This is a genomic window from Sphingosinicella terrae (assembly GCF_003347635.1).
GTDB lineage: Bacteria > Pseudomonadota > Alphaproteobacteria > Sphingomonadales > Sphingomonadaceae > Allosphingosinicella > Allosphingosinicella terrae.
This window is the reverse complement of record NZ_QDFY01000003.1, coordinates 306,422-326,127: the sequence shown is the minus strand read 5'-3', so window position 1 is coordinate 326,127 and position 19,706 is coordinate 306,422. Positions and strand designations below refer to the sequence as shown.

Sequence of the window (19,706 nt, the reverse complement as noted above, 5' to 3'; positions counted from 1 at the left end):
GTCACACGCGTGCCTTACATCACGTGGTGGCGATTGGCGAAGGGCCTGCGTAAGGAGAGGCGAAAGCGGGTCCCTCCAAGGAACGTCCTCTCCCTCGAGGGAGGATTCCAGAGAGGCTCGCCACAACGCCGGAAACTTCGATTGAGCCTGTCCCCTCCCCCTCCCCTCATCATCGCCGGCGGCGGCCTGGCCGGCTGCCTGGCGGCGCTCGCGCTGGCACAGCGCCGGCCGGAAACCCCCTTCCTGCTCCTCGAGCAAGGCCAATCCTTCGGCGGCAACCATATCTGGTCCTTCTTCGACTCCGACGTGGCAGACGAGGATCGCTGGCTGATCGAGGGTGCGATCGAGCGGAGTTGGAGCGGCTATTCGGTCCATTTCCCGAGGCGCGAGCGGGTGCTCGCCGCCGGCTATAACAGCCTGACCTCCGACCGGCTCGACCGGCTAGTGCGCGGGTCGCTTCGTCCGGACCAGTATCGCCTCGGCGCGACGATCGCCGACGTGAAGGCCGATTCGGTGCGGCTCGGGAACGGCGAGACCCTCGCCGCGAGCGCCGTCATCGACGCTCGCGGCCCGGACGCTCTCGACGGCCTCGATCTGGGCTGGCAGAAGTTCGTCGGGCGCGAATATCGCCTGGCGGCGCCGCATCGGCTGGAACGCCCGATCGTTATGGACGCCCGGGTCGAGCAGACAGACGGCTATCGCTTCGTCTATTGCCTGCCTTTCGCAGCGGACCGGCTATTGATCGAGGACACCTATTATTCGACCGACCCTCACCTCGACCGCGACCGGCTCGGCCGCCGGATCGAAGACTATGCCGCCGCGCGCAATTGGCAGATCTCTGCCCTGGAACGGGAGGAGACCGGCGTGCTGCCGGTGGCGATGGGCGGGGATTTCGACCGTTTCTGGCCGGTGGGTTCGCCGGTCGGCCGCATCGGCCTGCGCGGCGGCTTCTTCCATCCCGTCACCGGCTATTCGCTCCCCGATGCGGTGCGCGTGGCGATGACGATTTCCGCCCAGCCGGATCTCGCGACGCTTGGCCATCGCCTTCGGGAGGAGGCAGCGCGGCTGTGGCGCGAGCGTCGTTTCTACCGCCTGCTGAGCCGGATGCTGTTCCAAGCGGCGGCGCCCGACGAACGCTACCGGGTCCTCGAGCATTTCTACCGGCTCGGGCCGGACGTGATCGGCCGCTTCTATGCCGGGCAGTCGACCATGGCCGATCGCCTGCGGATCCTGAGCGGACGGCCGCCCGTGACGATCGGCCGCGCGATCAAGGCGCTGCTGGCATGAAGAATGCCGCCATCGTCGGCGCCGGCATCGGCGGCCTCGCGCTTGCCATTCGCCTGCAGTCGGCCGGCATCGCCACCACTCTCGTCGAGGGCCGCGACCGGCCCGGTGGCCGGGCCTATTTCTGGGAGAAGGACGGCCATGTCTTCGATGCGGGGCCCACCGTCATCACCGATCCCGATTGCCTGAAGGAATTGTGGGCGCTGAGCGGCGGTGACATGGCCGCCGACGTCGATCTGCTGCCGATCACGCCTTTCTACCGGCTCTCCTGGCCGGACGGGACCGTCTTCGACTACACCAATGACGACGCACATCTCGCCGAGCAGATCGCCCGGCTCGATCCGGCCGATGTCGACGGCTATCGCCGCTTCCTCGATTATTCCGCCGGCGTCTTCGTCGAGGGTTACGAGAAACTGGGCGCCGTGCCCTTCCTCGACTTCAAGTCGATGATCCGCGCCGCGCCGCAGCTCGCCCGCTACCAGGCCTGGCGGTCGGTCTATTCGATCGTCTCCGGCTTCGTGCGCAACGACAAGCTCCGACAGGCCTTGTCGTTCCACACCCTGCTCGTCGGCGGCAATCCGATGGCGACGAGCTCGATCTATGCACTCATCCACAAGCTCGAGCGGGACGGCGGCGTCTGGTTCGCGCGCGGCGGCACCAACGCGCTCGTTCGCGGCATGATCGATCATTTCCAGCGCATCGGCGGCACGCTGCGGATCGGCGATCCGGTTGAGGCGATCGAGAGCGACGGCGCCCGCGTCACCGGACTGCGCACGAAATCCGGCTGGCGCGCCTCCTTCGACGCGGTCGCTTCCAACGCCGACGTGGTGCGAAGCTACGAGCTGGTCGAGGGCCACCGCCGCGGCCCCGCCGCCGCCGCCCGCCTCAGGCGCAAGCGCTTCTCGCCATCCCTCTTCGTCGTTCATTTCGGGGTGCGCGGCGAATATCCCGACGTGCCTCACCACAATATCCTGTTCGGGCCGCGCTACCGGGCGTTGCTCGGCGACATCTATGACCACGGCCGCCTCGCCGACGATCCTTCTCTCTACGTCCACCATCCCACCGCCACCGATCCGGACATGGCGCCGCCGGGCCGGTCGACCTTCTATGCGCTCGCCCCGGTGCCGCATCTCGGCAAGCTCCCGATCGACTGGGAGGAGGAAGCGCCGCGCTATCGCGACCGGATCCTCGAGATCCTCGAGCAGAGGATGCTGCCGGGACTGAGGGACCGCATCGAGGTCCTGTTCCACTACACGCCCCAGGATTTCGCCGAGGATCTCGGTGCCCATCTCGGCTCGGCCTTCAGCCTCGAGCCTTTGCTCACGCAGAGCGCCTGGTTCAGGACGCACAATCGCGACGACGTCATCCCCAATCTCTATTTCGTCGGCGCCGGCACCCATCCCGGCGCAGGCATCCCCGGCGTGGTCGGCAGCGCCAAGGCGACGGCCGGCCTGATGATCGCGGATCTCACCCAGGGGAGGGCCGCCTGAACGCGCAGGCGCGCCCCGTCTCCGGCGGTCTCGACGCCGCGGGCGCGGCCGGCGCGGAGCGCCGGTCGCTGGTCGCGGAGGCGGAGCGGATCATCCGCGAAGGCTCGAAGTCGTTCCGCTTCGCCAGCAACCTGTTCGACCAGGCCACGCGCGAGCGGGCCTGGCTGCTCTACAGCTGGTGCCGCGCGTGCGACGATCTTGCCGACGGCCAGACGCTGGGCCACGGCGCGGTCGCACCGGACGATCCGGAGCGGCGCATCGGCCAGATCCGCGGCATGACCGACCGCGCGCTGGCCGGGGAGCGCGTCGGCCTCGCCCCGTTCGACGCGCTTCGTGTCGTCGCCGCCGAATGCATGATCCCGCGCCGGTTCATCGACGACCATCTTGCCGGCTTTGCCCTCGACGCTGAGGGCTGGCGGCCGCGCACGGAGCAGGACCTGCTCCGCTATTGTTATCATGTCGCCGGCGCCGTCGGCTGCATGATGGCGGTGGTGATGGGGGTCGATCCGGACGACGGAGACACGCTCGACCGCGCCGCCGACCTCGGCATCGCCTTCCAGCTCGCCAACATCGCCCGCGACATCGTCGAGGATCACGGCGTCGGCCGGCTCTATCTGCCCGCCGACTGGCTGCCGCCGGGTGGCCTCGATCCGGCCGACCGCCCAACCCTCGCCCGGATCGCAGGACGACTGGCGGCGCTGGTCGCCGATTACGAGGCCTCCGCCCGGGTCGGTGCCGCCCGCCTCCCTTTCCGCGCCCGCTGGGCGGTCCTCTCCGCCGCCAACATCTACGGCGCCATTGCCCGACGGGTCGCCGCGCGCGGCGAGGAAGCGTGGGAAAGCCGGACGATCATCCACAAGCCCTCCAAGCTGGTCTTCGTGGCCAAGGCGCTGGTCGAGTGCGGAGAGCACCCGCAGGCGACGGGGCGGGAGGGATTATGGACGCGACCCGCATGACCGGCGCCCCGCCTCGGTCGGACGAAAATGCGCGTGGCTTGGGCGTCAACGGTCATCTCATCGGCGTCCCCGGTGGCCGCTGGCGCCTCAACACGCCGAGCCTGATCGTCGATCTTGATGGGCTCGAAGCCAATATCGCGAGAATGGCAAGGCTTTGCCGGGAGAGCGGCATCGCCCTGCGGCCCCACGCCAAGACCCACAAGTCGATCGAGATCGCGAAGCGGCAGATGGCGGCCGGCGCGGTCGGCATCTGCTGCGCGAAGCTGGGCGAGGCGGAAGTGCTCTCGGCGGGAGGAATCGAATCGATCCTGATCACCTCGCCGATCGTCACCGGCGACGGCCGGCGGCGTCTGGCCGAGTTGAATCGCGTCTGCCCGGACCTGCTCGTGGTCGCCGACTGCACGGCCCACGCGGAAGCCCTCGGCGAGGTCGGACGGGCATCCTGCAGGCCGCTCAAGCTGCTCGTTGACCTTGATGTCGGGCAGCGCCGGACCGGCATCGAACCAGGCGAAGGGGCGGCAGCCCTTGCCCGAAGGATCGCCGCAGATCCCCATCTGAGCCTCGCCGGGATCCAGGGTTATGCCGGCCACCTCATGCATGTCGGCGATCGCAGCGAACGAAAGGCCGCGACTCTCGCGGCGATGAACGCGCTGCGCGGCGTCCGCGCCCTGCTCGAACGGCAGGGGCTCGCCTGCCCGATCGTCACCGGCGGCGGCACCGGGACCTTCGACCTCGATCCGCAGGCGGGTGTGCTCACCGATCTCCAGGCCGGCTCCTATCTGTTCATGGACGCCGAATATGGCGACGTCTGGGAGAAAGCGGGCGAGCCCGCGCCGTTCGCCACCACCCTGTTCGTGCAGACGACGGTGATCAGCGCCAACCATCCCGGCTTCGCGACCACCGATGCCGGCCTCAAGGCCTTCGCGACGGACGCAGGACCACCGCGGATCGTCGCCGGAGCGCCCGAGGGCACACGCTATCTGTTCCGCGGCGACGAGCAGGGCGGCCTGGCTCTCGATTTGGGCGAGGCGGTCGCGATCGGCGCGACGATCACCTGCGCCGTTCCCCATTGCGACCCGACGGTGAATCTCTACGATCACTATCATGTCGTGCGGGGCGACACGCTCCTCGACATCTGGCCGGTCGACGCGCGCGGCCGGTCGCAATGAGCGGTTCGGCGGGCCCTCGCGCGTGAAGGATGATCCGGCCCGTGTGATCGCCGAGCCGCTTTCGGAGGCCCCATGAAGAAGCATCGCATCTTTTCGATCAGCGTCGCGAGCGTCTATCCGCACTATCTCGCCAAGGCGGAGAAGAAGGGCCGCACCAAGGCGGAAGTCGACGAGATCATCCGCTGGCTGACCGGGCACAGCCAGGAAACGCTGGACGAGGAACTGGCGAAGAAGACCAACTTCGAGGATTTCTTCGCGCAGGCGCCACGCCTGAATCCGTCGCGGTCGCTCATCACCGGCACGGTCTGCGGCATCCGCGTCGAGGAGATAGAGGATCCGCTGATGCGCGAGCTGCGCTATCTCGACAAGCTGATCGACGAGCTCGCCAAAGGGAAGGCGATGGAGAAGATCCTGCGGAAATGACGCCGCCGCGTCGTTGACCCTCCAGGGACAGCTTGCCGCCTGTGGGGCGGCGCGGTGCCGATCTCATCTGGGCCCTCATCCGGAGCCCCCGATAGGCGAGCGACGATGACCCCTTTCCACAAGATCCTCGTCAACAATCTCGTTGCGAACATCACCAACTTCACGGTGTGGTTCGCGCTTACCTTTTGGGTCTTCCTCGAGACAAGGTCGGTGTTCGCGACGGGCATGATCGCCGGGCTCTACCTGGCCCTCACCGCTGGCCTGGCCATCTGGTTCGGCAGCCTGGTCGACCATCACCGCAAGAAGGCGGTCATGATGGGATCGAGCCTCGTCTCCTTCCTCTTCTACGCCGCGTCGCTGGCGATGGTGGTGCTGACGCCGGAGAAAGAGTTCACCAGCGCGGCGAGCCCTTGGCTCTGGCTGTTCGTCATTGTCGTCATGTCCGGCGTGATCGCCGGCAACATCCGCAACATTGCGCTGCCGACGCTGGTGACCGCGCTCGTTCCCGAGGACCGGCGCGACAAGGCGAACGGCCTCGTCGGTATGGTGACCGGGATCGGCTTCCTCACCACCTCAGCGGTGAGCGGCTTCCTGGTCGCGTGGGGCGGGATGGTCGCCGCGCTTTCATTCGCCGCCGCCCTCACCGTGGCGGCCTTCATCCACCTGATGCTGGTGCGGGTGGACGAGCCACGACCGGCCGCCGAGAGCGGCGCACCCAAGCGGGTCGACCTTCGCGGCACGATCGGCGTGGTCGCCGGCGTGCCCGGCCTGTTCGCGCTGATCCTCTTCGCCACTTTCAACAATTTCCTGGGCGGCGTGTTCATGGCGCTGCTCGATGCCTACGGCCTGTCGCTGATGGCGGTCCAGCATTGGGGGCTGTTCTGGGCCTTCGTGTCCTGCGCCTTCATCCTGAGCGGGATCGTCATCGCCCGGACCGGGCTCGGCCGCAATCCGCTGCGCACCCTGCTCCTCGTCAACTTGATCGCCTGGACGGCCGGCGCCCTGTTCACCGTCCAGTCCTCCATCCCGCTGCTGGCGGCCGGCTGCATCATGTGGATGTTCCTTGGCCCCTTTGCCGAGGCGGCCGAGCACACCACCCTGCAGAAGGTCGTCCCCTACGAGCGCCAGGGCCGGGTGTTCGGCTTCGCCCAGTCGGTCGAGCAGGCCGCCTCGCCGCTCACCGCCTTCATCATCGCGCCTGTCGCCCAGTTCGTCTTCATCCCCTTCATGACGACGGGCGCCGGCGCCGAGGCGATCGGCGACTGGTACGGCCGCGGCCCCGAACGCGGGATCGCCCTGGTCTTCACCGCCGCCGGCCTGATCGGCATGCTGGTGACGATCGCCGCCTTCAGGTCCGGCGCCTATCGACGCCTTTCGCAAGTCTATGCGCAAGGCAAGGTTGACGCAGGCGATCCGGCGGTCGCTCCGGGCGGCTGACCGCGATCGATTGGCGTCGGTGACGCCCGCGACCTAGTATCGGTCCGCAACGGGCGGGAGAGGTAGTTTGGCGCGACCCACATGATGGACTCGCTCGTCAACGCCGCCGCGCGGGCACTCGCGGCCGGCGATCCGCTCGGCGCGCTGAATCGGGTCGCCTTGCGGGACGACGCGCCGGCTTTGGCCCTGCGCGGCATCGCCATGGCGCAGCTGGGCGAGCTCGACCGCGCCAAGGTGCTGCTGCGGAGGGCCGGCCGCGCCTTCGGCCCTCGCGAGGCGCTTGCCCGCGCCCGCTGCGTTCTCGCCGAGGCGGAGATCGCCTTGGTTTCGCGTGACCTCGGCTGGCCGCCGCGAGCCCTCGCCGCTGCCCGTGCGACGTTGGAAGCGCGGGGCGACGGGCGCAACGCCGCCCATGCCCGCCACATCGAGGCCCGCCGCCTGCTGCTGATTGGACGTCTCGACGAGGCCGAGCAGGCCCTCGCCGGATTGGCCGTCGAGACCTTGCCGCCTGCGGCCCGCGGCGCGCACGCGCTGGTCGTCGCCGGTATCGCGCTACGTCGGCTGCGGGTCGGCGAAGCGCGCCGCGCCCTAGAACGGGCGAAGGCCGCCGCACTGGCCGCGAACCTGCCGGCTCTGACCGCGGAGGTCGAGGCGGCGTCGCAGGAGCTGGATGCCCCGGTGGCCCGTCTGCTGGCGCGAGGCGAGTCCCGGCTGCTGCACCTGGACGAGGTGGAGTCGCTGCTCGCCTCCGAGGCCTTGGTCGTCGACGCCTGCCGGAACGCCATTCGTGCCGGCGGCCGGTCGGTGCCCCTCGCGACCCGGCCGGTGTTGTTCGCGCTCGCCCGCACGCTGGCCGAAGCCTGGCCGGGAGACGCCGCGCGCGAGGCGCTCCTGCGACGCGCCTTTCGCGCCCGTTTCGCCGACGAATCGCACCGCGCCCGCCTCAGGGTCGAGATCGGCCGGCTGCGCGCCGCGCTGCGGCCGCTGGCGGATCTGCGCGCGACCCGCCGAGGATTTGCACTGGCGCCCCGCCAGGGCCATGACCTGGTGGTGCTTGCGCCGGCTTTCGACAGCGAGCATGCCCCCCTCCTCGCCTTGCTCGCCGACGGCGAATCCTGGTCGAGCTCCGCTTTGGCTCTGGCGCTGGGCGCCAGCCAGCGCACCGTCCAGCGCGCGCTCGAGTCGCTTGCCGCGCAGGGCAAGGTCGAATCCTATGGCCGCGGCCGGGCGCTGCGCTGGATGATCCCGGCTTTGCCCGGTTTCCCGACACTCTTGTTACTCCCGGGCGCGATGATCGCGGACTAGATTCGGCAAGAGCGCGAGGACGTTCCTCGATGCCCTTTTGAGAAGCGAGACGGACATGAAGACGCGAAATGCCGAAATCGTGCGCGAATATGGCCCCTTCCCCGGAGTCGACGCCGTGCACGGCGTGACCTTCGACGGAAGCCGCATCTGGTTCGCCGCCGGCGACCGGATCACCGCCCTCGATCCGGCGAGCGGGGCGCTCGGCCGATCGATCGAGGCGGCGGCCGATGCCGGAACCGCCTTCGACGGTCGCCATGTCTACCAGATCGCCGAGGACCGGATCCTCAAGCTGGACCCGGAAACCGGCGAGCAGCTCGCCTCCATCCCCTCCCCCGGCCAGGGCGCCGATTCCGGCTTGGCCTGGGCGGAGGGGAGTTTGTGGGTGGGCGAATATCGCAACCGCAGGATCCATCGCATCGATCCCGAGACGGGCCGGCTGATCCGCACCATCGAATCGAAGAAGGTCGTCACCGGCGTCACCTGGGTCGAGGGCGAGCTCTGGCACGGCACCTGGGAAGGCGAGGAAAGCGACATCAGGCGGGTCGACCCGGAAACTGGCGAGGTGCTGGAGTGCCTCGACATGCCGGCCGGCGCCGGCGTCTCCGGCCTGGAATCCAATGGCGATGATCTCTTCTTCTGCGGCGGCGGCACGAGCGGCAAGATCCGGGTGGTCCGGCGGCGCAGCTGAGGATCCAGGGATACGCTCGGCAACTTCCTCAATGGGCTGAAACGATGAAACTCGTCAGCGGCGCGACCGTCCTCGCGAGAGGAGGAAGGAAGGTGAGCAGCCCGATGGCGAATGCGGTCAACGCGACGATGAGCACCGCGGCCGCGGACAGGTCCTTCGCGGCTTTCACGAGCGGATGGGGATCCGGGTGCGCCGCGTCGCAGGCCCTTTCCAGAGCGGTGTTCACGGCCTCCGCTGCGAGGACGAGGCCGATGGCCAGTATGACCCACCGCCATTCGGCAAGGCTGATGCGAAGCAGGAGCCCGAGGACGCAGGCGATCGCGGCACAGGCGATGTGAACTCGAGCATTGGGCTCGTCGCGGAACAGGACCGACAGGCCTTCCGCGGCAAAGCGCAGACTTCGAAGGCGGCCACGCCAACCCGAACTGCAACGGAAACTACTCGCTGCTACAGAGTGTCTAGGCAAATGGAGACCGCTCGTCGCGGGTGCGCCCTCGACCGCATCTCCCACGGACGGGCGATCGAGAAAGTGCTCGCGCCAGGGCATCCGCATATGCGTAATGGCGCTACTTTGCGATGTAAAGTGAGTCCGAGATTGCCATTGCGGTTCCCCCTCTGCCGCCGCTAACCGGACCCGTGTCCGAAGCGACGAGAGCCTTCATCCGGGCGAACCTGCCCTTGGCACCGGTGCCGTTCGTCCCGGAAATCCGCCTGCACAAGGCCGTCCTCGCCAGCGGCCTCGGCCGGCTGGCGGAGCGGGACGAGAGCTTCGGCAGCCCCTATTGGGCGCATTATTGGAGCGGCGGCCTCGTCCTCGCCCGCTATCTGCTCGATCATCCCGAACAGGTGGCCGGACGCCGGGTGCTCGATATCGGCACCGGATCCGGGCTGGTGGCGATCGCCGCCGCGCTGGCGGGCGCGCGCAAGGTCGTCGCCGCGGATGTCGATCCCTATGCCGTGGTCGCGGCCGCTTTGAACGCCGAGGCCAACCAGGTCCGCCTGACACTTCGACCAGGTGATCCCACCCGGACGCCGGCCGTGTCCGATTTCGACCTGATCACCGTTGGCGACCTCTTCTACGATCGGGCGACGGCGGAGCGGGTCCTGCGCTTCGGCGCGCGCTGCGTGGAGGCCGGCGCCGAGATGCTCATCGGCGATCCCGGCCGCGCCTTCCTGCCGTTGGCAGAGCTCGAGCCGGTGGCGAGCTTCGCCGTCTGCGAGCTTTCCGGCGGCTCCGGGCCGTCAGCGAAGCCCGCGGGCGTCTTCCGGCCCAGGCTTCCGGCTACACCATCCGCTTTGCCGGCGGCCGCCGCGTCTTCAGCGCGACCATGATTCCGGACGCGGCGACGATCGCCATGCCGAGCAGACTCACCTGGTCCGGTACGTGCCCGAACAGCGTCCAGCCGAGCAGCCCCGCCCAGAGCAGTTGCAGATAGTTCATCGGCGCGAGCAGCGAGGCCGGCGCGTAGCGATAGGCGGCGGTGAACAGGAAATGGCCGAGCCCGCCATAGGCGGCGAGACTGAAGAAGAGCACGGCTTCGAAGACTGTGGGCGCGCGGCCGTCCCAGAACCAGGGCAGAGCAAGGCTGAACAGGATCGCGCCGGCGAGCGCGGTGTAGAAGAGCAAGGCGATCGTCCGCTCGGTGGCGACGAGGACCCGCGACAAGAGCTGGTAGCCGACATTCGCCGCCACGGCGGCGAGGGCGCAAGCGACCCCCACCGCCTCGAGCCCGCTGCCCGGCCGCGCGATCAGCAGGACTCCGGTGAAACCGAGCAGGACCGCGGCCCACCCGATCCGGCCGATCCGCTCGCCGAGCAGCGGCCCGGCGGCGACGATGACGAGGATCGGGCCGAGGAATCCGATCGCCGTCGTCTCAGCCACCGGCATGCGCTGCAGCGCGAAGCCGACCATCAGCGACGAGGCGGCAAGGCAGATCCCGCGGACGACGACCAGGCCCGTCCGCTTCGTCTCGACCAGCTGACGGCCGTGGGTCGGCGCGAGCAGCAGCACCATTAGCAGCAAGTTGCCGACGTAGCGGACGGCGACGATGAGCGGCACCTCCCGCGTCGCCGAGAGGAACTTCGTCGTCGCGTCCATGCAGGCGAACAGGAGCAAAGCGGTGACGAGCAGCAGCGCGCCGCGAAGGGGATGGGCATCGGTCATTCGCTCCGCGCCCAACGACTTGCGGGCCTAGTATGTCCAGCGTCGAAGGCTATTTGGACGATCGGCAGCGCCGTGCGGATCGGGAGTTGAGACGGAAACGACGAGCGGCACGACCAGGCGCTCGCGCAAGGCGGCAGGGTCACGGTCCGGCCGGCGCCCGCACCCCTTCCCTTCCGCGCCGCGCCAGCTCGGCCTTCAGTTCCTCCGCCGGCGGTGCCCAGAGGAAGCCGAAGCTGACCGTTCCCGCCTTGGTCTCGACCGCATGATGCAGCCGGTGGGCCTGGACGATCCGCTTCATATAGGGCGAACGCGCGACGTAGCGGTGAGCGATCCTCTTGTGGACGATAACGTCGTGGAAGCCGAAATAGATGGCGCCGTAGGCGGCGATGCCGGCTCCGACCCACACCGCCCAGGCGCCCCAGCCGAGATTGACGCCGCCATGGATGAGCAGGATCGACGGCAAGGCGAAGATCACGGCGTAGAGATCGTTCGCCTCGAACCGTCCCGGCCGCGGCCGATGATGGCTCGCATGCAGGAACCAGCCGGGCCCGTGCATCACCCAGCGGTGCGCCGCATAGGCGACGCCTTCCATCGCCAGGACCGTGGCGAGGAGGAGGAGAAAGCCGAGATACCAGGACATGGGCGCGATATAGGTCGGGCGGCGGCCGGCGTCACCTCATCCCGCTCCTGCCCTTCGCCTGCCAGGTCGCCTGAGGCTGCGATGACGGCTTGATCACTGCGGCCCGCCGAGATATTTCACGTATAAAATATAGGTGGAGCAAAGGATGCGCATCGCTTGCCTGGGTGGGGGTCCCGCCGGGCTCTATTTCGCGATCTCGATGAAGCTGCGCGATCCGCGGCACGAGATCGCCTTGTTCGAGCGCAACCGTGCCGACGATACGTTCGGCTGGGGCGTCGTCTTCTCCGACCAGACCGTCGACAATCTGATGGCCAACGACCCGGTCTCGGGCGCGGTCATCCGCGACGAATTCGCCCACTGGGACGATATCGACGTCCATATTCATGGCCAGCGCATCCGCTCGTCCGGCCACGGCTTCATCGGCATCGGCCGCAAGCGCCTGCTCCGCATCCTCCAGGACCGCGCCCGCGCGCTCGGCGTCGCGCTGCACTTCGAGCATGAGGCCAGCGCCGATCTCGACGACTGGGCCGACTACGATCTCGTTATCGCCGCCGATGGCGCGAACAGCCGGATCCGCACCCGCTACGAGCCGCATTTCAGCGTCGACGTGCAGGTGCGCCGGAACAAGTTCTTCTGGTTCGGCACGCCAAAGGTGTTCGACGCCTTCACCTTCGCCTTCGAGGAGACCGCGGCGGGCTGGGTCTGGGCCCACGCCTATCGCTTCGATTCGGAGCGCTCCACCTTCATCGTCGAGATGGCGCCGGAAGCCTGGGCGGGGCTCGGCCTCGACCGGATGGACCAGGCCGAGGCGATCGCCTTGTGCGAACGGATCTTCGCCCGCTACCTCGACGGGCAGCCGCTGATATCGAACGCGGCCCACCTGCCCGGACCGCAGGCCTGGCTCAACTTCCGCCGGATCGTCTGCGAACGCTGGTCCTACCGCAACCTGATCCTGCTCGGCGACGCGGCCCACACGGCCCATTTCTCGATCGGATCGGGCACCAAGCTCGCGCTCGAGGATGCGATCAAGCTGGCCGAAGTGCTCAATCGGCCCGGCCTCGGCCGTGACCAGGCGCTCGCCGAATATCAGGCCGAGCGCAATCTCGAAGTGCTCAAGCTCCAGAACAGCGCGCGCAACTCGACCGAATGGTTCGAGACGCTCGATCGCTATCTCGATTTCGAGCCGATCCAGTTCGCTTATTCGCTGCTCACCCGCTCGCAGCGGGTCAGTCACGAAAATTTGCGGCTGCGCGACCAGGCCTGGCTCGAAGGGGTCGAGCGCTGGTTCCAGACGAAAGCGCGCGGGGCCCCGGTGAACGAGCCGGCGCCGCCGATGTTCGCGCCCTTCCATCTGCGCGGCATGGACCTCGAGAACCGCGTCGTCGTCTCGCCGATGGCGATGTACTCGGCCGACCAAGGCTGCCCGAACGACTTCCACCTCGTCCATTACGGCGCGCGTGCCCAGGGCGGCGCCGGCCTCCTCTACACCGAGATGACCTGCGTCTCGCCGGAAGGACGCATCACGCCGGGCTGCGCCGGCCTCTATGCGCCCGAGCATGTCGCCGCCTGGAAGCGGATCGTCGACTTCGTCCATTCCAACAGCCGCGCGAAGTTCTGCCTTCAGCTCGGCCATTCCGGCCCCAAGGGTTCCACCAGGGTCGGCTGGGAGGGCTATGACGTCCCGCTCGAGACCGGCAACTGGCCCGTCATGGCGGCCTCCGACGTGCCGTGGAGCCCCGCCAACCAGGTGCCCCGGCCGATGACCCGCGACGACATGGACGCGGTTGTGGCGCAGTTCGTCGCCGCCACTCGGCGCGGCCTCGAAGCGGGATTCGACATGGTCGAGCTCCACGCCGCCCATGGCTATCTGCTGTCGAGCTTCATCACCCCCCTCACCAACAGGCGCGCCGACGAATATGGCGGCAGCCTCGACAACCGGCTGCGCTTCCCGCTCGAGGTATTCCGGGCGATGCGCGACGCCTGGCCCGCCGACCGGCCGATGTCGGTGCGCATCTCCGCCAACGACTGGATGGGCGAGGAAGGCGTCACCCCGGACGAGGCGGTCGAGATCGGCCGCGCCTTCGCCGAGGCGGGTGCGGACCTGATCGACGTCTCCGCCGGCCAGACCTGGGCGGAGTGCAAGCCGATCTACGGGCGGATGTTCCAGACGCCCTTCGCCGACCAGATCCGCAACGAGGGTCGGCTGACGACGATGGCGGTCGGCAATATCTACGAGCCCGACCACGCCAATTCGATCCTCGCGGCCGGCCGCGCCGACCTCGTCGCGCTGGCGCGGCCCCATCTGATCGACCCGATGTGGACCCTGCGCGCGGCGGCCGCGCAGGATCATCGCGGCGTGGCGGTGCCGCCGCAATATCTCGGCGGCATGGCCCAGCTCGCGCGCAACCTGCAGCGCGAGGCGGAGCTGAAGGCATGAGGCTCGCCGGCCACCACGCCCTCGTCACCGGCGCCGGCACCGGCATCGGCGCCGCGATCGTCCGCACGCTCGCCGCCGAGGGGGCGAAACTCACCCTGGTCGGCCGCCGCCGCGAGCCGCTCGAGGAAATCGGCGCCGGCGATTTCGACGCCCTCGTCGCGCCCGCCGACGTCACGGTCCGCGCCGAGGTCGAGGCCTGCTTCGCCACCGCCCGCGAGGCGCAGGGGCCGATCACAATCCTGGTCAACAATGCCGGCGCCGCCGAGGCCGCGCCTTTCTCCCGGGTGACGGAGGATCATTGGCGCCGAATGATGGCGGTCAATCTCGACGCCCTGCTCCATTGCTGCCAGGCCGCCTTGCCCGATCTGCTCCAGGCGCAGGCCGGGCGCATCGTCAACATCGCCTCGACCGCGGGGCTCAAGGGCTATGCCTATAGCGTGCCCTATGCCGCGGCGAAGCATGGGGCAATCGGCCTGACCCGCGCCCTCGCCGCGGAGCTGGCGCGCACCCCGGTGACGGTGAACGCCGTCTGCCCCGGCTTCACCGACACCGGCCTCGCCGCCGAGGCGATCGGCCGCATCCAGGCGAAGACCGGCCGGAGTGCCGGGGAGGCGCGCGCTGAACTCGAACGGTTCAACCCGCAGGGCCGCCTCGTCGACCCGGAGGAAGTCGCCCAGACGGTGCTGTGGCTGTGCCTGCCCGAGAGCCGCTCGATCACCGGCCAGGCGATCTCGGTCGCCGGCGGAGAAGTGATGTGAGCCCCTCCGGCGCGATCCGCGAGAAGCATGACGGCGTCCTCGGCGACCGCTCCAGCGTCCGCGTCTGGCTGCGGCTGCTGAGCTGCACGATGGCGATCGAGAAGGAGGTCGGCCGCCGCTTCGCCCAAGAGGGCATGACCCTGCCCCGCTTCGACGTGCTCGCCGCGCTCGACCGCCACGACGAGATGAACATGGGCGCCCTGTCCCGCGCCCTGCTCGTCTCCAACGGCAACGTCACCCAGCTCGTCCAGAAGCTCGTCCGCGATGGGCTGGTCGAAATGCACAAGCCGCCCGCCGACCGCCGCGCCTCGCTCGTCCGCCTCACCGACGAAGGGCGGGCGCTGTTCCACCGGCTGGCGCGGCTGCATCAGGACTGGATCGACGAGATGACCGGCGGTCTCGACTTCACCCAGCGCGAGCGCCTCTACGTCGCCTTGGGCATGCTCAAGACCTCGATCGGGCGGGCCTCGGCCCGGAAAGGGAGGACATGAACCCCGAAAGCTTCGCGCCGCTTCATTTCCGCTGGGACTATGAGGACGGCGTCGCCACGATCACGCTGGACCGGCCCGAGCGGAAGAACCCGCTGACCTTCGAATCCTATGCCGAGCTGCGCGACGCCTTTCGCGCCCTGGTCTATGCGCGCTCCGTCAAAACCGTGGTCGTCGCCGGTGCCGGCGGCAATTTCAGCTCCGGCGGCGACGTCCACGAGATCATCGGCCCGCTGACCGATATGGAGATGCCGGCCCTCCTCGACTTCACCCGGATGACCGGCGATCTCGTCAAGGCGATGCGCGCCTGCCCGCAGCCGATCGTCGCGGCGCTGGACGGTGTCTGCGTCGGCGCCGGCGCGATCGTCGCGATGGCCTCGGACCTGCGCATCGCGACGCCGGAGACCAAGACCGCCTTCCTGTTCACCCGCGTCGGCCTTGCCGGCTGCGACATGGGCGCCTGCGCGATCCTGCCGCGGATCATCGGCCAGGGCCGCGCCTCGGAACTGCTCTTCACCGGGCGGGTGATGAGCGCCGACGAAGGCGAGCGCTGGGGCTTCCACAACCGGCTGGTGCCGCGCGAAGCGCTGCTCGCCGAGGCGCAGGCGCTGGCGCGCTCGCTCGCCGAGGGGCCGACCTTCGCCCACGGCATCACCAAGACCCAGCTCAACACCGAATGGGCGGTGAGCCTGGAGACGGCGATCGAGATGGAGGCCCAGGCCCAGGCGATCTGCATGGCGACCAACGATTTCCGAAGGGCGTTCGAGGCCTTCGCGGCGAAGAAAGCGCCGGAGTTCAAGGGTGACTAGGGCATGAGCGCCGACTTCCTCGACTGGCCCTTCTTCGACGACTCGCACCGCGACCTCGCCGACCGACTCGAATCCTGGTGCGCCGCCAACCTTTCAGACGAGGAGCCGGCCGACGTCGACGACGCCTGCCGCAACCTCGTCCGCAAGCTCGGCGAGGCGGGGTGGCTGCGCTACTGCGTTCCCGCCGCTTATGGCGGGATCCACGACAATCTCGACGTCCGCTCGCTGGCGCTGATCCGCGAGACCCTCGCCCGTCATGACGGCCTGGCCGACTTCGCCTTCGCGATGCAGGGCCTGGGTTCCGGCACGATCAGCCTGTTCGGATCGGACGAACAGAGAAGGGATTATCTTCCCGCCGTCGCCCGCGGCGAGAAGATCGCCGCCTTCGCGCTGAGCGAGCCGGACGCGGGATCGGACGTCGCCGCCTTGTCGACGCGCTTCGACGTCGACCGCGAAGGGATCAACCTCAAGGGCACCAAGACCTTCATCTCCAATGGCGGCATCGCCGATTTCTACGTCATCTTCGCTCGCGAGGAGGGCAGCGTCGGATCGAAGGGTATTTCCGCCTTCATCCTCGACAGATGGGCGCCAGGGCTCGACGCGAGCGAGCGCATCCATGTCATCGCTCCCCACCCGCTCGCGACCCTCCGGATCGACAGCTATACCAGCCATGCCGCCTTGCTCGGCGAGCGCGGGCGCGGCTTCGCCCAGGCCATGGCGACCCTCGACGTCTTCCGCACCACCGTCGGCGCCGCCGCTCTGGGCTTCGCCCGCCGCGCGCTCGCCGAGGCGACGAAGCGGGCGATGGCGCGCCGGCTCGGGGCCGGCACGCTCGCCGACAATCCGATCACCCAGTCGAAGCTCGCCGAGATGGTGCTCGACGTCGAGACCTCCGCCTTGCTCGTCTACCGCGCCGCCTGGCTGCGCGACGTGCAGGGGCGGAGGAACAGCCGCGAGGCCGCGCTCGCCAAGCTCCACGCTACCGATAGCGCCCAGACGGTGATCGACAAGGCCGTCCAGATCTTCGGCGGCCTCGGGGTGACGACCGGCGTCGCGGTCGAGCGGCTCTACCGCGAGATACGCGCGCTCAGGATCTACGAGGGCGCCTCCGAAGTGCAGAAGGTCGTCATCGCAAGACACCATCTGTCGGAATTCGAGGGATGAGCGGGCCATTCACGATGCGCCAGCGCCTGCGGTTCCAGGACTGCGACCCTGCCGGCATCGCCTATTACCCCCGATATCTCGCGCTTTGCGACGCCGTTATCGAGGAATGGACGGAATCGGTCCTCGGGATATCGCGCGGCAGACTCCACTTCGAACGGAAGCTCGGCCTCCCGACGGTTCATCTGGAGGCCGACTTCGTTGCGGTCAGCCGCCTCGGCGACTGGCTCGACTTCAAGCTGTGCGTCGCCGGCCTGGGCCGCAGTTCCGTGAGCCTGATCATGAGCGTCGCCTCGGAAGGCTCGAGCCGGTTCGACATCCGCTACACACAGGTGCTGATCGATATGACCACGATGAAGTCGAAAGCCTGGCCCGCCGAATGGCGCGCGCGACTGGAGGATGTGCTGGAGTCGGCGCCATGAGCGTGCATCGTACGCTCCTGCCGCCGGGATGGCCGCGGCCGAAGGGCTATGCGAACGGGATCGAGGCGATCGGGCGCATGGTGTTCACCGGCGGAGTTGTCGGCTGGGACAGTCGGGAGAACTTCCCGTCCGACACCATTGCCGAGCAGTTTCGCCAGCTTCTTCGGAACATGCTGGCCATCCTGGCCGAGGCGGGTGCCGGACCGGAGCATGTCGTGCGCATGACCTGGTACGTGACCAGCCGCGACGAATATCTTGCCGGGCTGGGCGAGATCGGGCGGATCTATCGCGAGCTGATGGGCAAGAACTTCCCCGCCATGGCCGTGGTGGAGGTGGCGGCCCTGATCGATCCCCGAGCCAAGATCGAAATCGAAACGACAGCGATGGTGCCGTGAGATGAATTCAGCGCATAGGGACAGCTTCATTCGCGATCGGCTGCCGCCGCCGGAGCTGCAGCCGGAATTCCGCTTCGACCTGCCAGAACTCCTGTATCCCGACCGGCTCAACGCCGCCGTCGAGCTGATCGACCGGCACGACCCCGCATCGCTGGCGCTGCTGAACGATCAGGGCGCCTGGACCTATGGCGACATGCGCGACCTGTCGGACCGGATCGCCCGCCTGCTGGTCGAGGAGGAAAAGCTCGCCCCCGGCAACCGCGTGCTGCTGCGCGGCCCCAACAATTCGATGCTGTTCGCCAGCTGGCTGGGCGTGCTCAAGGCTGGCGGCATCGTCGTCGCGACCATGCCGATGCTGCGCGGCGGCGAGGTGGCGACGATCCTCGAACGGGCGCAGGTCAGCCACGCCGTCGTCGATTCGCGCTGCCTCGCCGACTATGAGGCCGGCGCCGCGCAGGCGGGAACGGTCCGCTCGCTCCTCGCCTATGATGGCGATGCCGGTACCGGGCCGCTCGAGCGGCGGCTGCGGGAGGTGGCGTCCGGCTTCCGGCCGATCGATACGGCACGCGACGACGTCGCCCTCGTCGCCTTCACCTCGGGGACGACCGGCACGCCCAAGGGATGCGTCCATTATCATCGCGACGTCCTCGCCAGCTGCGACAGCTTCGCCCGCCACGTCCTGAAGCCTCGGCCGGGCGAGCGCTGGGCCTGCTCGGCGCCGATCGCCTTCACCTTCGGGCTCGGCATGCTGCTGACCTTTCCCTGGCGCTTCGGCGGGACCGCGGTGACGATCGAGACGCCGGGCCCGAAGCCGCTGCTCGACGCGGTGGCGCGGCACGGAATCACGACCCTCGCCACCGCGCCCACCGCCTACAAGGCGATGCTGCCCCTGCTCGCCGACCAGGACGTCTCGACCTTGCGGACCTGCGTCTCCGCCGGCGAACATCTGCCGGCGTCGACCTGGCATGCCTGGCGCGACGCGACCGGCCTCAGGATCGTCGACGGCATCGGCGCCACCGAGATGATGCACGTCTTCATCTCCGCCGCCGGGGACGACATCCGCCCCGGCGCCACCGGCAAGGCCGTTCCCGGCTATGTCGCCACCGTGCTCGACGAGGCGGACCGGCCGATGGCAAGCGGCACCGGCCGGCTCGCCATCAAGGGGCCCACCGGCTGCCGCTATTTCGACGACGATCGCCAGCGCGATTATGTGGTGGAGGGCTGGAACGTCACCGGCGACACCTACCGCAAGGACGAGGACGGCTATTTCTGGTATCTCGCCCGCTCCGACGACATGATCGTCTCCGCCGGCTACAATATCGCCGCGCCGGAGGTGGAGAACGCCCTCTACGCCCATCCCGCGGTGCAGGAATGCGCGGTTGTCGGCTTTCCCTGCGAGGAACGAGGGCAGAAAGTGAAGGCTTTCGTCGTGCCGGCGCCCGGCCACGCGCCGGGCGAGCCGCTCGTCGCCGAGCTCCAGGCCCACGTGAAGACCGCGATCGCTCCCTACAAATATCCGCGCGTCATCGAATTCGTCGACGCCCTGCCCAAGACCGCGACCGGCAAGCTCCAGCGCTTCGCGCTGAAGGGGAAGACGCACGAAGACCGCCACGCCTAAGAAAATATCGTCATCCCAGCGAAAGCTGGGATCTCAATGCCTTAGGACAGCGTCCCGCAAAA

General features: G+C 68.6%; 20 protein-coding genes. 17 read left to right on the top strand and 3 right to left on the bottom strand.

Annotation, left to right across the window (positions count from 1 at the left end):
• Positions 1 to 141: 141 nt before the first annotated feature.
• From crtY to DDE10_RS09780, 8 genes are all read left to right on the top strand, one after another.
• Complete coding sequence (gene crtY / locus DDE10_RS09815; RefSeq protein ID WP_284734558.1) at positions 142 to 1,287, top strand: lycopene beta-cyclase CrtY; 1,146 nt, start codon at positions 142 to 144, stop codon at positions 1,285 to 1,287.
• A complete protein-coding gene (locus tag DDE10_RS09810; protein WP_114952575.1) occupies positions 1,284 to 2,774 on the top strand; it encodes a phytoene desaturase in 1,491 nt (496 codons plus the stop codon). Before crtY ends, DDE10_RS09810 begins: the two co-directional genes overlap by 4 nt.
• Complete coding sequence (locus tag DDE10_RS09805; RefSeq protein WP_114952574.1) at positions 2,771 to 3,730, top strand: squalene/phytoene synthase family protein; 960 nt, start codon at positions 2,771 to 2,773, stop codon at positions 3,728 to 3,730. Before DDE10_RS09810 ends, DDE10_RS09805 begins: the two co-directional genes overlap by 4 nt.
• The gene (locus DDE10_RS09800; RefSeq protein ID WP_284734557.1) at positions 3,712 to 4,899 is read left to right on the top strand and encodes a DSD1 family PLP-dependent enzyme; all 1,188 of its coding nucleotides are present in this window, start codon (positions 3,712 to 3,714) and stop codon (positions 4,897 to 4,899) included. Before DDE10_RS09805 ends, DDE10_RS09800 begins: the two co-directional genes overlap by 19 nt.
• A 72-nt stretch (positions 4,900 to 4,971) precedes the next feature.
• Positions 4,972 to 5,322, top strand: a complete 351-nt coding sequence (locus DDE10_RS09795) for a DUF2200 domain-containing protein (RefSeq protein WP_114952573.1) — start codon at positions 4,972 to 4,974, stop codon at positions 5,320 to 5,322.
• A 105-nt stretch (positions 5,323 to 5,427) separates the two neighbouring features.
• Entirely contained in the window at positions 5,428 to 6,759 is a 1,332-nt protein-coding gene (locus tag DDE10_RS09790) for an MFS transporter (RefSeq protein WP_114952572.1), read from the top strand.
• 81 nt (positions 6,760 to 6,840) lie between these two features.
• Complete coding sequence (locus tag DDE10_RS09785; RefSeq protein WP_284734556.1) at positions 6,841 to 8,064, top strand: helix-turn-helix domain-containing protein; 1,224 nt, start codon at positions 6,841 to 6,843, stop codon at positions 8,062 to 8,064.
• Positions 8,065 to 8,119: 55 nt separating this feature from the next.
• Complete coding sequence (locus DDE10_RS09780; protein WP_114952571.1) at positions 8,120 to 8,752, top strand: Vgb family protein; 633 nt, start codon at positions 8,120 to 8,122, stop codon at positions 8,750 to 8,752.
• Between the two features lie 28 nt (positions 8,753 to 8,780).
• Here DDE10_RS09780 and DDE10_RS09775 read toward each other — a convergent pair whose 3' ends face one another.
• Positions 8,781 to 9,299 (bottom strand): diacylglycerol kinase family protein, encoded by a 519-nt coding sequence (locus tag DDE10_RS09775; protein WP_114952684.1) that lies wholly within the window; start codon positions 9,297 to 9,299, stop codon positions 8,781 to 8,783.
• A gap of 89 nt (positions 9,300 to 9,388) precedes the next feature.
• On the opposite strand from DDE10_RS09775, the gene DDE10_RS09770 reads away from it, so the two are divergent.
• On the top strand, positions 9,389 to 10,084 hold the full coding sequence (locus DDE10_RS09770; RefSeq protein WP_114952570.1) for a class I SAM-dependent methyltransferase: 696 nt from the start codon (positions 9,389 to 9,391) through the stop codon (positions 10,082 to 10,084).
• Here the strand turns inward: DDE10_RS09770 and DDE10_RS09765 are convergent.
• Together DDE10_RS09765 and DDE10_RS09760 are read right to left on the bottom strand one after the other, a co-directional pair.
• On the bottom strand, positions 10,035 to 10,916 hold the full coding sequence (locus tag DDE10_RS09765) for a DMT family transporter (RefSeq protein WP_114952569.1): 882 nt from the start codon (positions 10,914 to 10,916) through the stop codon (positions 10,035 to 10,037). The genes DDE10_RS09770 and DDE10_RS09765 overlap by 50 nt on opposite strands.
• A 139-nt stretch (positions 10,917 to 11,055) precedes the next feature.
• Entirely contained in the window at positions 11,056 to 11,556 is a 501-nt protein-coding gene (locus DDE10_RS09760) for a sterol desaturase family protein (RefSeq protein WP_114952568.1), read from the bottom strand.
• A 145-nt stretch (positions 11,557 to 11,701) separates the two neighbouring features.
• Between DDE10_RS09760 and DDE10_RS09755 the strand changes: the two genes are divergently transcribed.
• From DDE10_RS09755 to DDE10_RS09720, 8 genes are read left to right on the top strand one after another with little or no spacing between them, the layout of a single operon-like run.
• Positions 11,702 to 13,993, top strand: a complete 2,292-nt coding sequence (locus tag DDE10_RS09755; RefSeq protein WP_114952567.1) for a bifunctional salicylyl-CoA 5-hydroxylase/oxidoreductase — start codon at positions 11,702 to 11,704, stop codon at positions 13,991 to 13,993.
• Positions 13,990 to 14,751, top strand: a complete 762-nt coding sequence (locus DDE10_RS09750) for an SDR family NAD(P)-dependent oxidoreductase (RefSeq protein WP_114952566.1) — start codon at positions 13,990 to 13,992, stop codon at positions 14,749 to 14,751. Before DDE10_RS09755 ends, DDE10_RS09750 begins: the two co-directional genes overlap by 4 nt.
• Positions 14,748 to 15,242 (top strand): MarR family winged helix-turn-helix transcriptional regulator, encoded by a 495-nt coding sequence (locus DDE10_RS09745; RefSeq protein WP_284734555.1) that lies wholly within the window; start codon positions 14,748 to 14,750, stop codon positions 15,240 to 15,242. The genes DDE10_RS09750 and DDE10_RS09745 overlap by 4 nt, the downstream gene beginning before the upstream one ends.
• Entirely contained in the window at positions 15,239 to 16,048 is an 810-nt protein-coding gene (locus tag DDE10_RS09740) for an enoyl-CoA hydratase family protein (protein WP_114952565.1), read from the top strand. Before DDE10_RS09745 ends, DDE10_RS09740 begins: the two co-directional genes overlap by 4 nt.
• A 3-nt stretch (positions 16,049 to 16,051) precedes the next feature.
• On the top strand, positions 16,052 to 17,212 hold the full coding sequence (locus DDE10_RS09735; protein ID WP_114952564.1) for an acyl-CoA dehydrogenase family protein: 1,161 nt from the start codon (positions 16,052 to 16,054) through the stop codon (positions 17,210 to 17,212).
• 14 nt (positions 17,213 to 17,226) lie between these two features.
• Positions 17,227 to 17,631, top strand: coding sequence for an acyl-CoA thioesterase (locus DDE10_RS09730; protein WP_162806524.1), 405 nt, complete (start codon positions 17,227 to 17,229; stop codon positions 17,629 to 17,631).
• Positions 17,628 to 18,026, top strand: a complete 399-nt coding sequence (locus DDE10_RS09725) for a RidA family protein (RefSeq protein WP_114952562.1) — start codon at positions 17,628 to 17,630, stop codon at positions 18,024 to 18,026. Before DDE10_RS09730 ends, DDE10_RS09725 begins: the two co-directional genes overlap by 4 nt.
• A gap of 1 nt (position 18,027) precedes the next feature.
• Positions 18,028 to 19,644: an AMP-binding protein gene (locus DDE10_RS09720; protein ID WP_114952561.1), complete on the top strand. Its 1,617-nt coding sequence runs from the start codon at positions 18,028 to 18,030 to the stop codon at positions 19,642 to 19,644.
• Positions 19,645 to 19,706 lie beyond the last annotated feature (62 nt).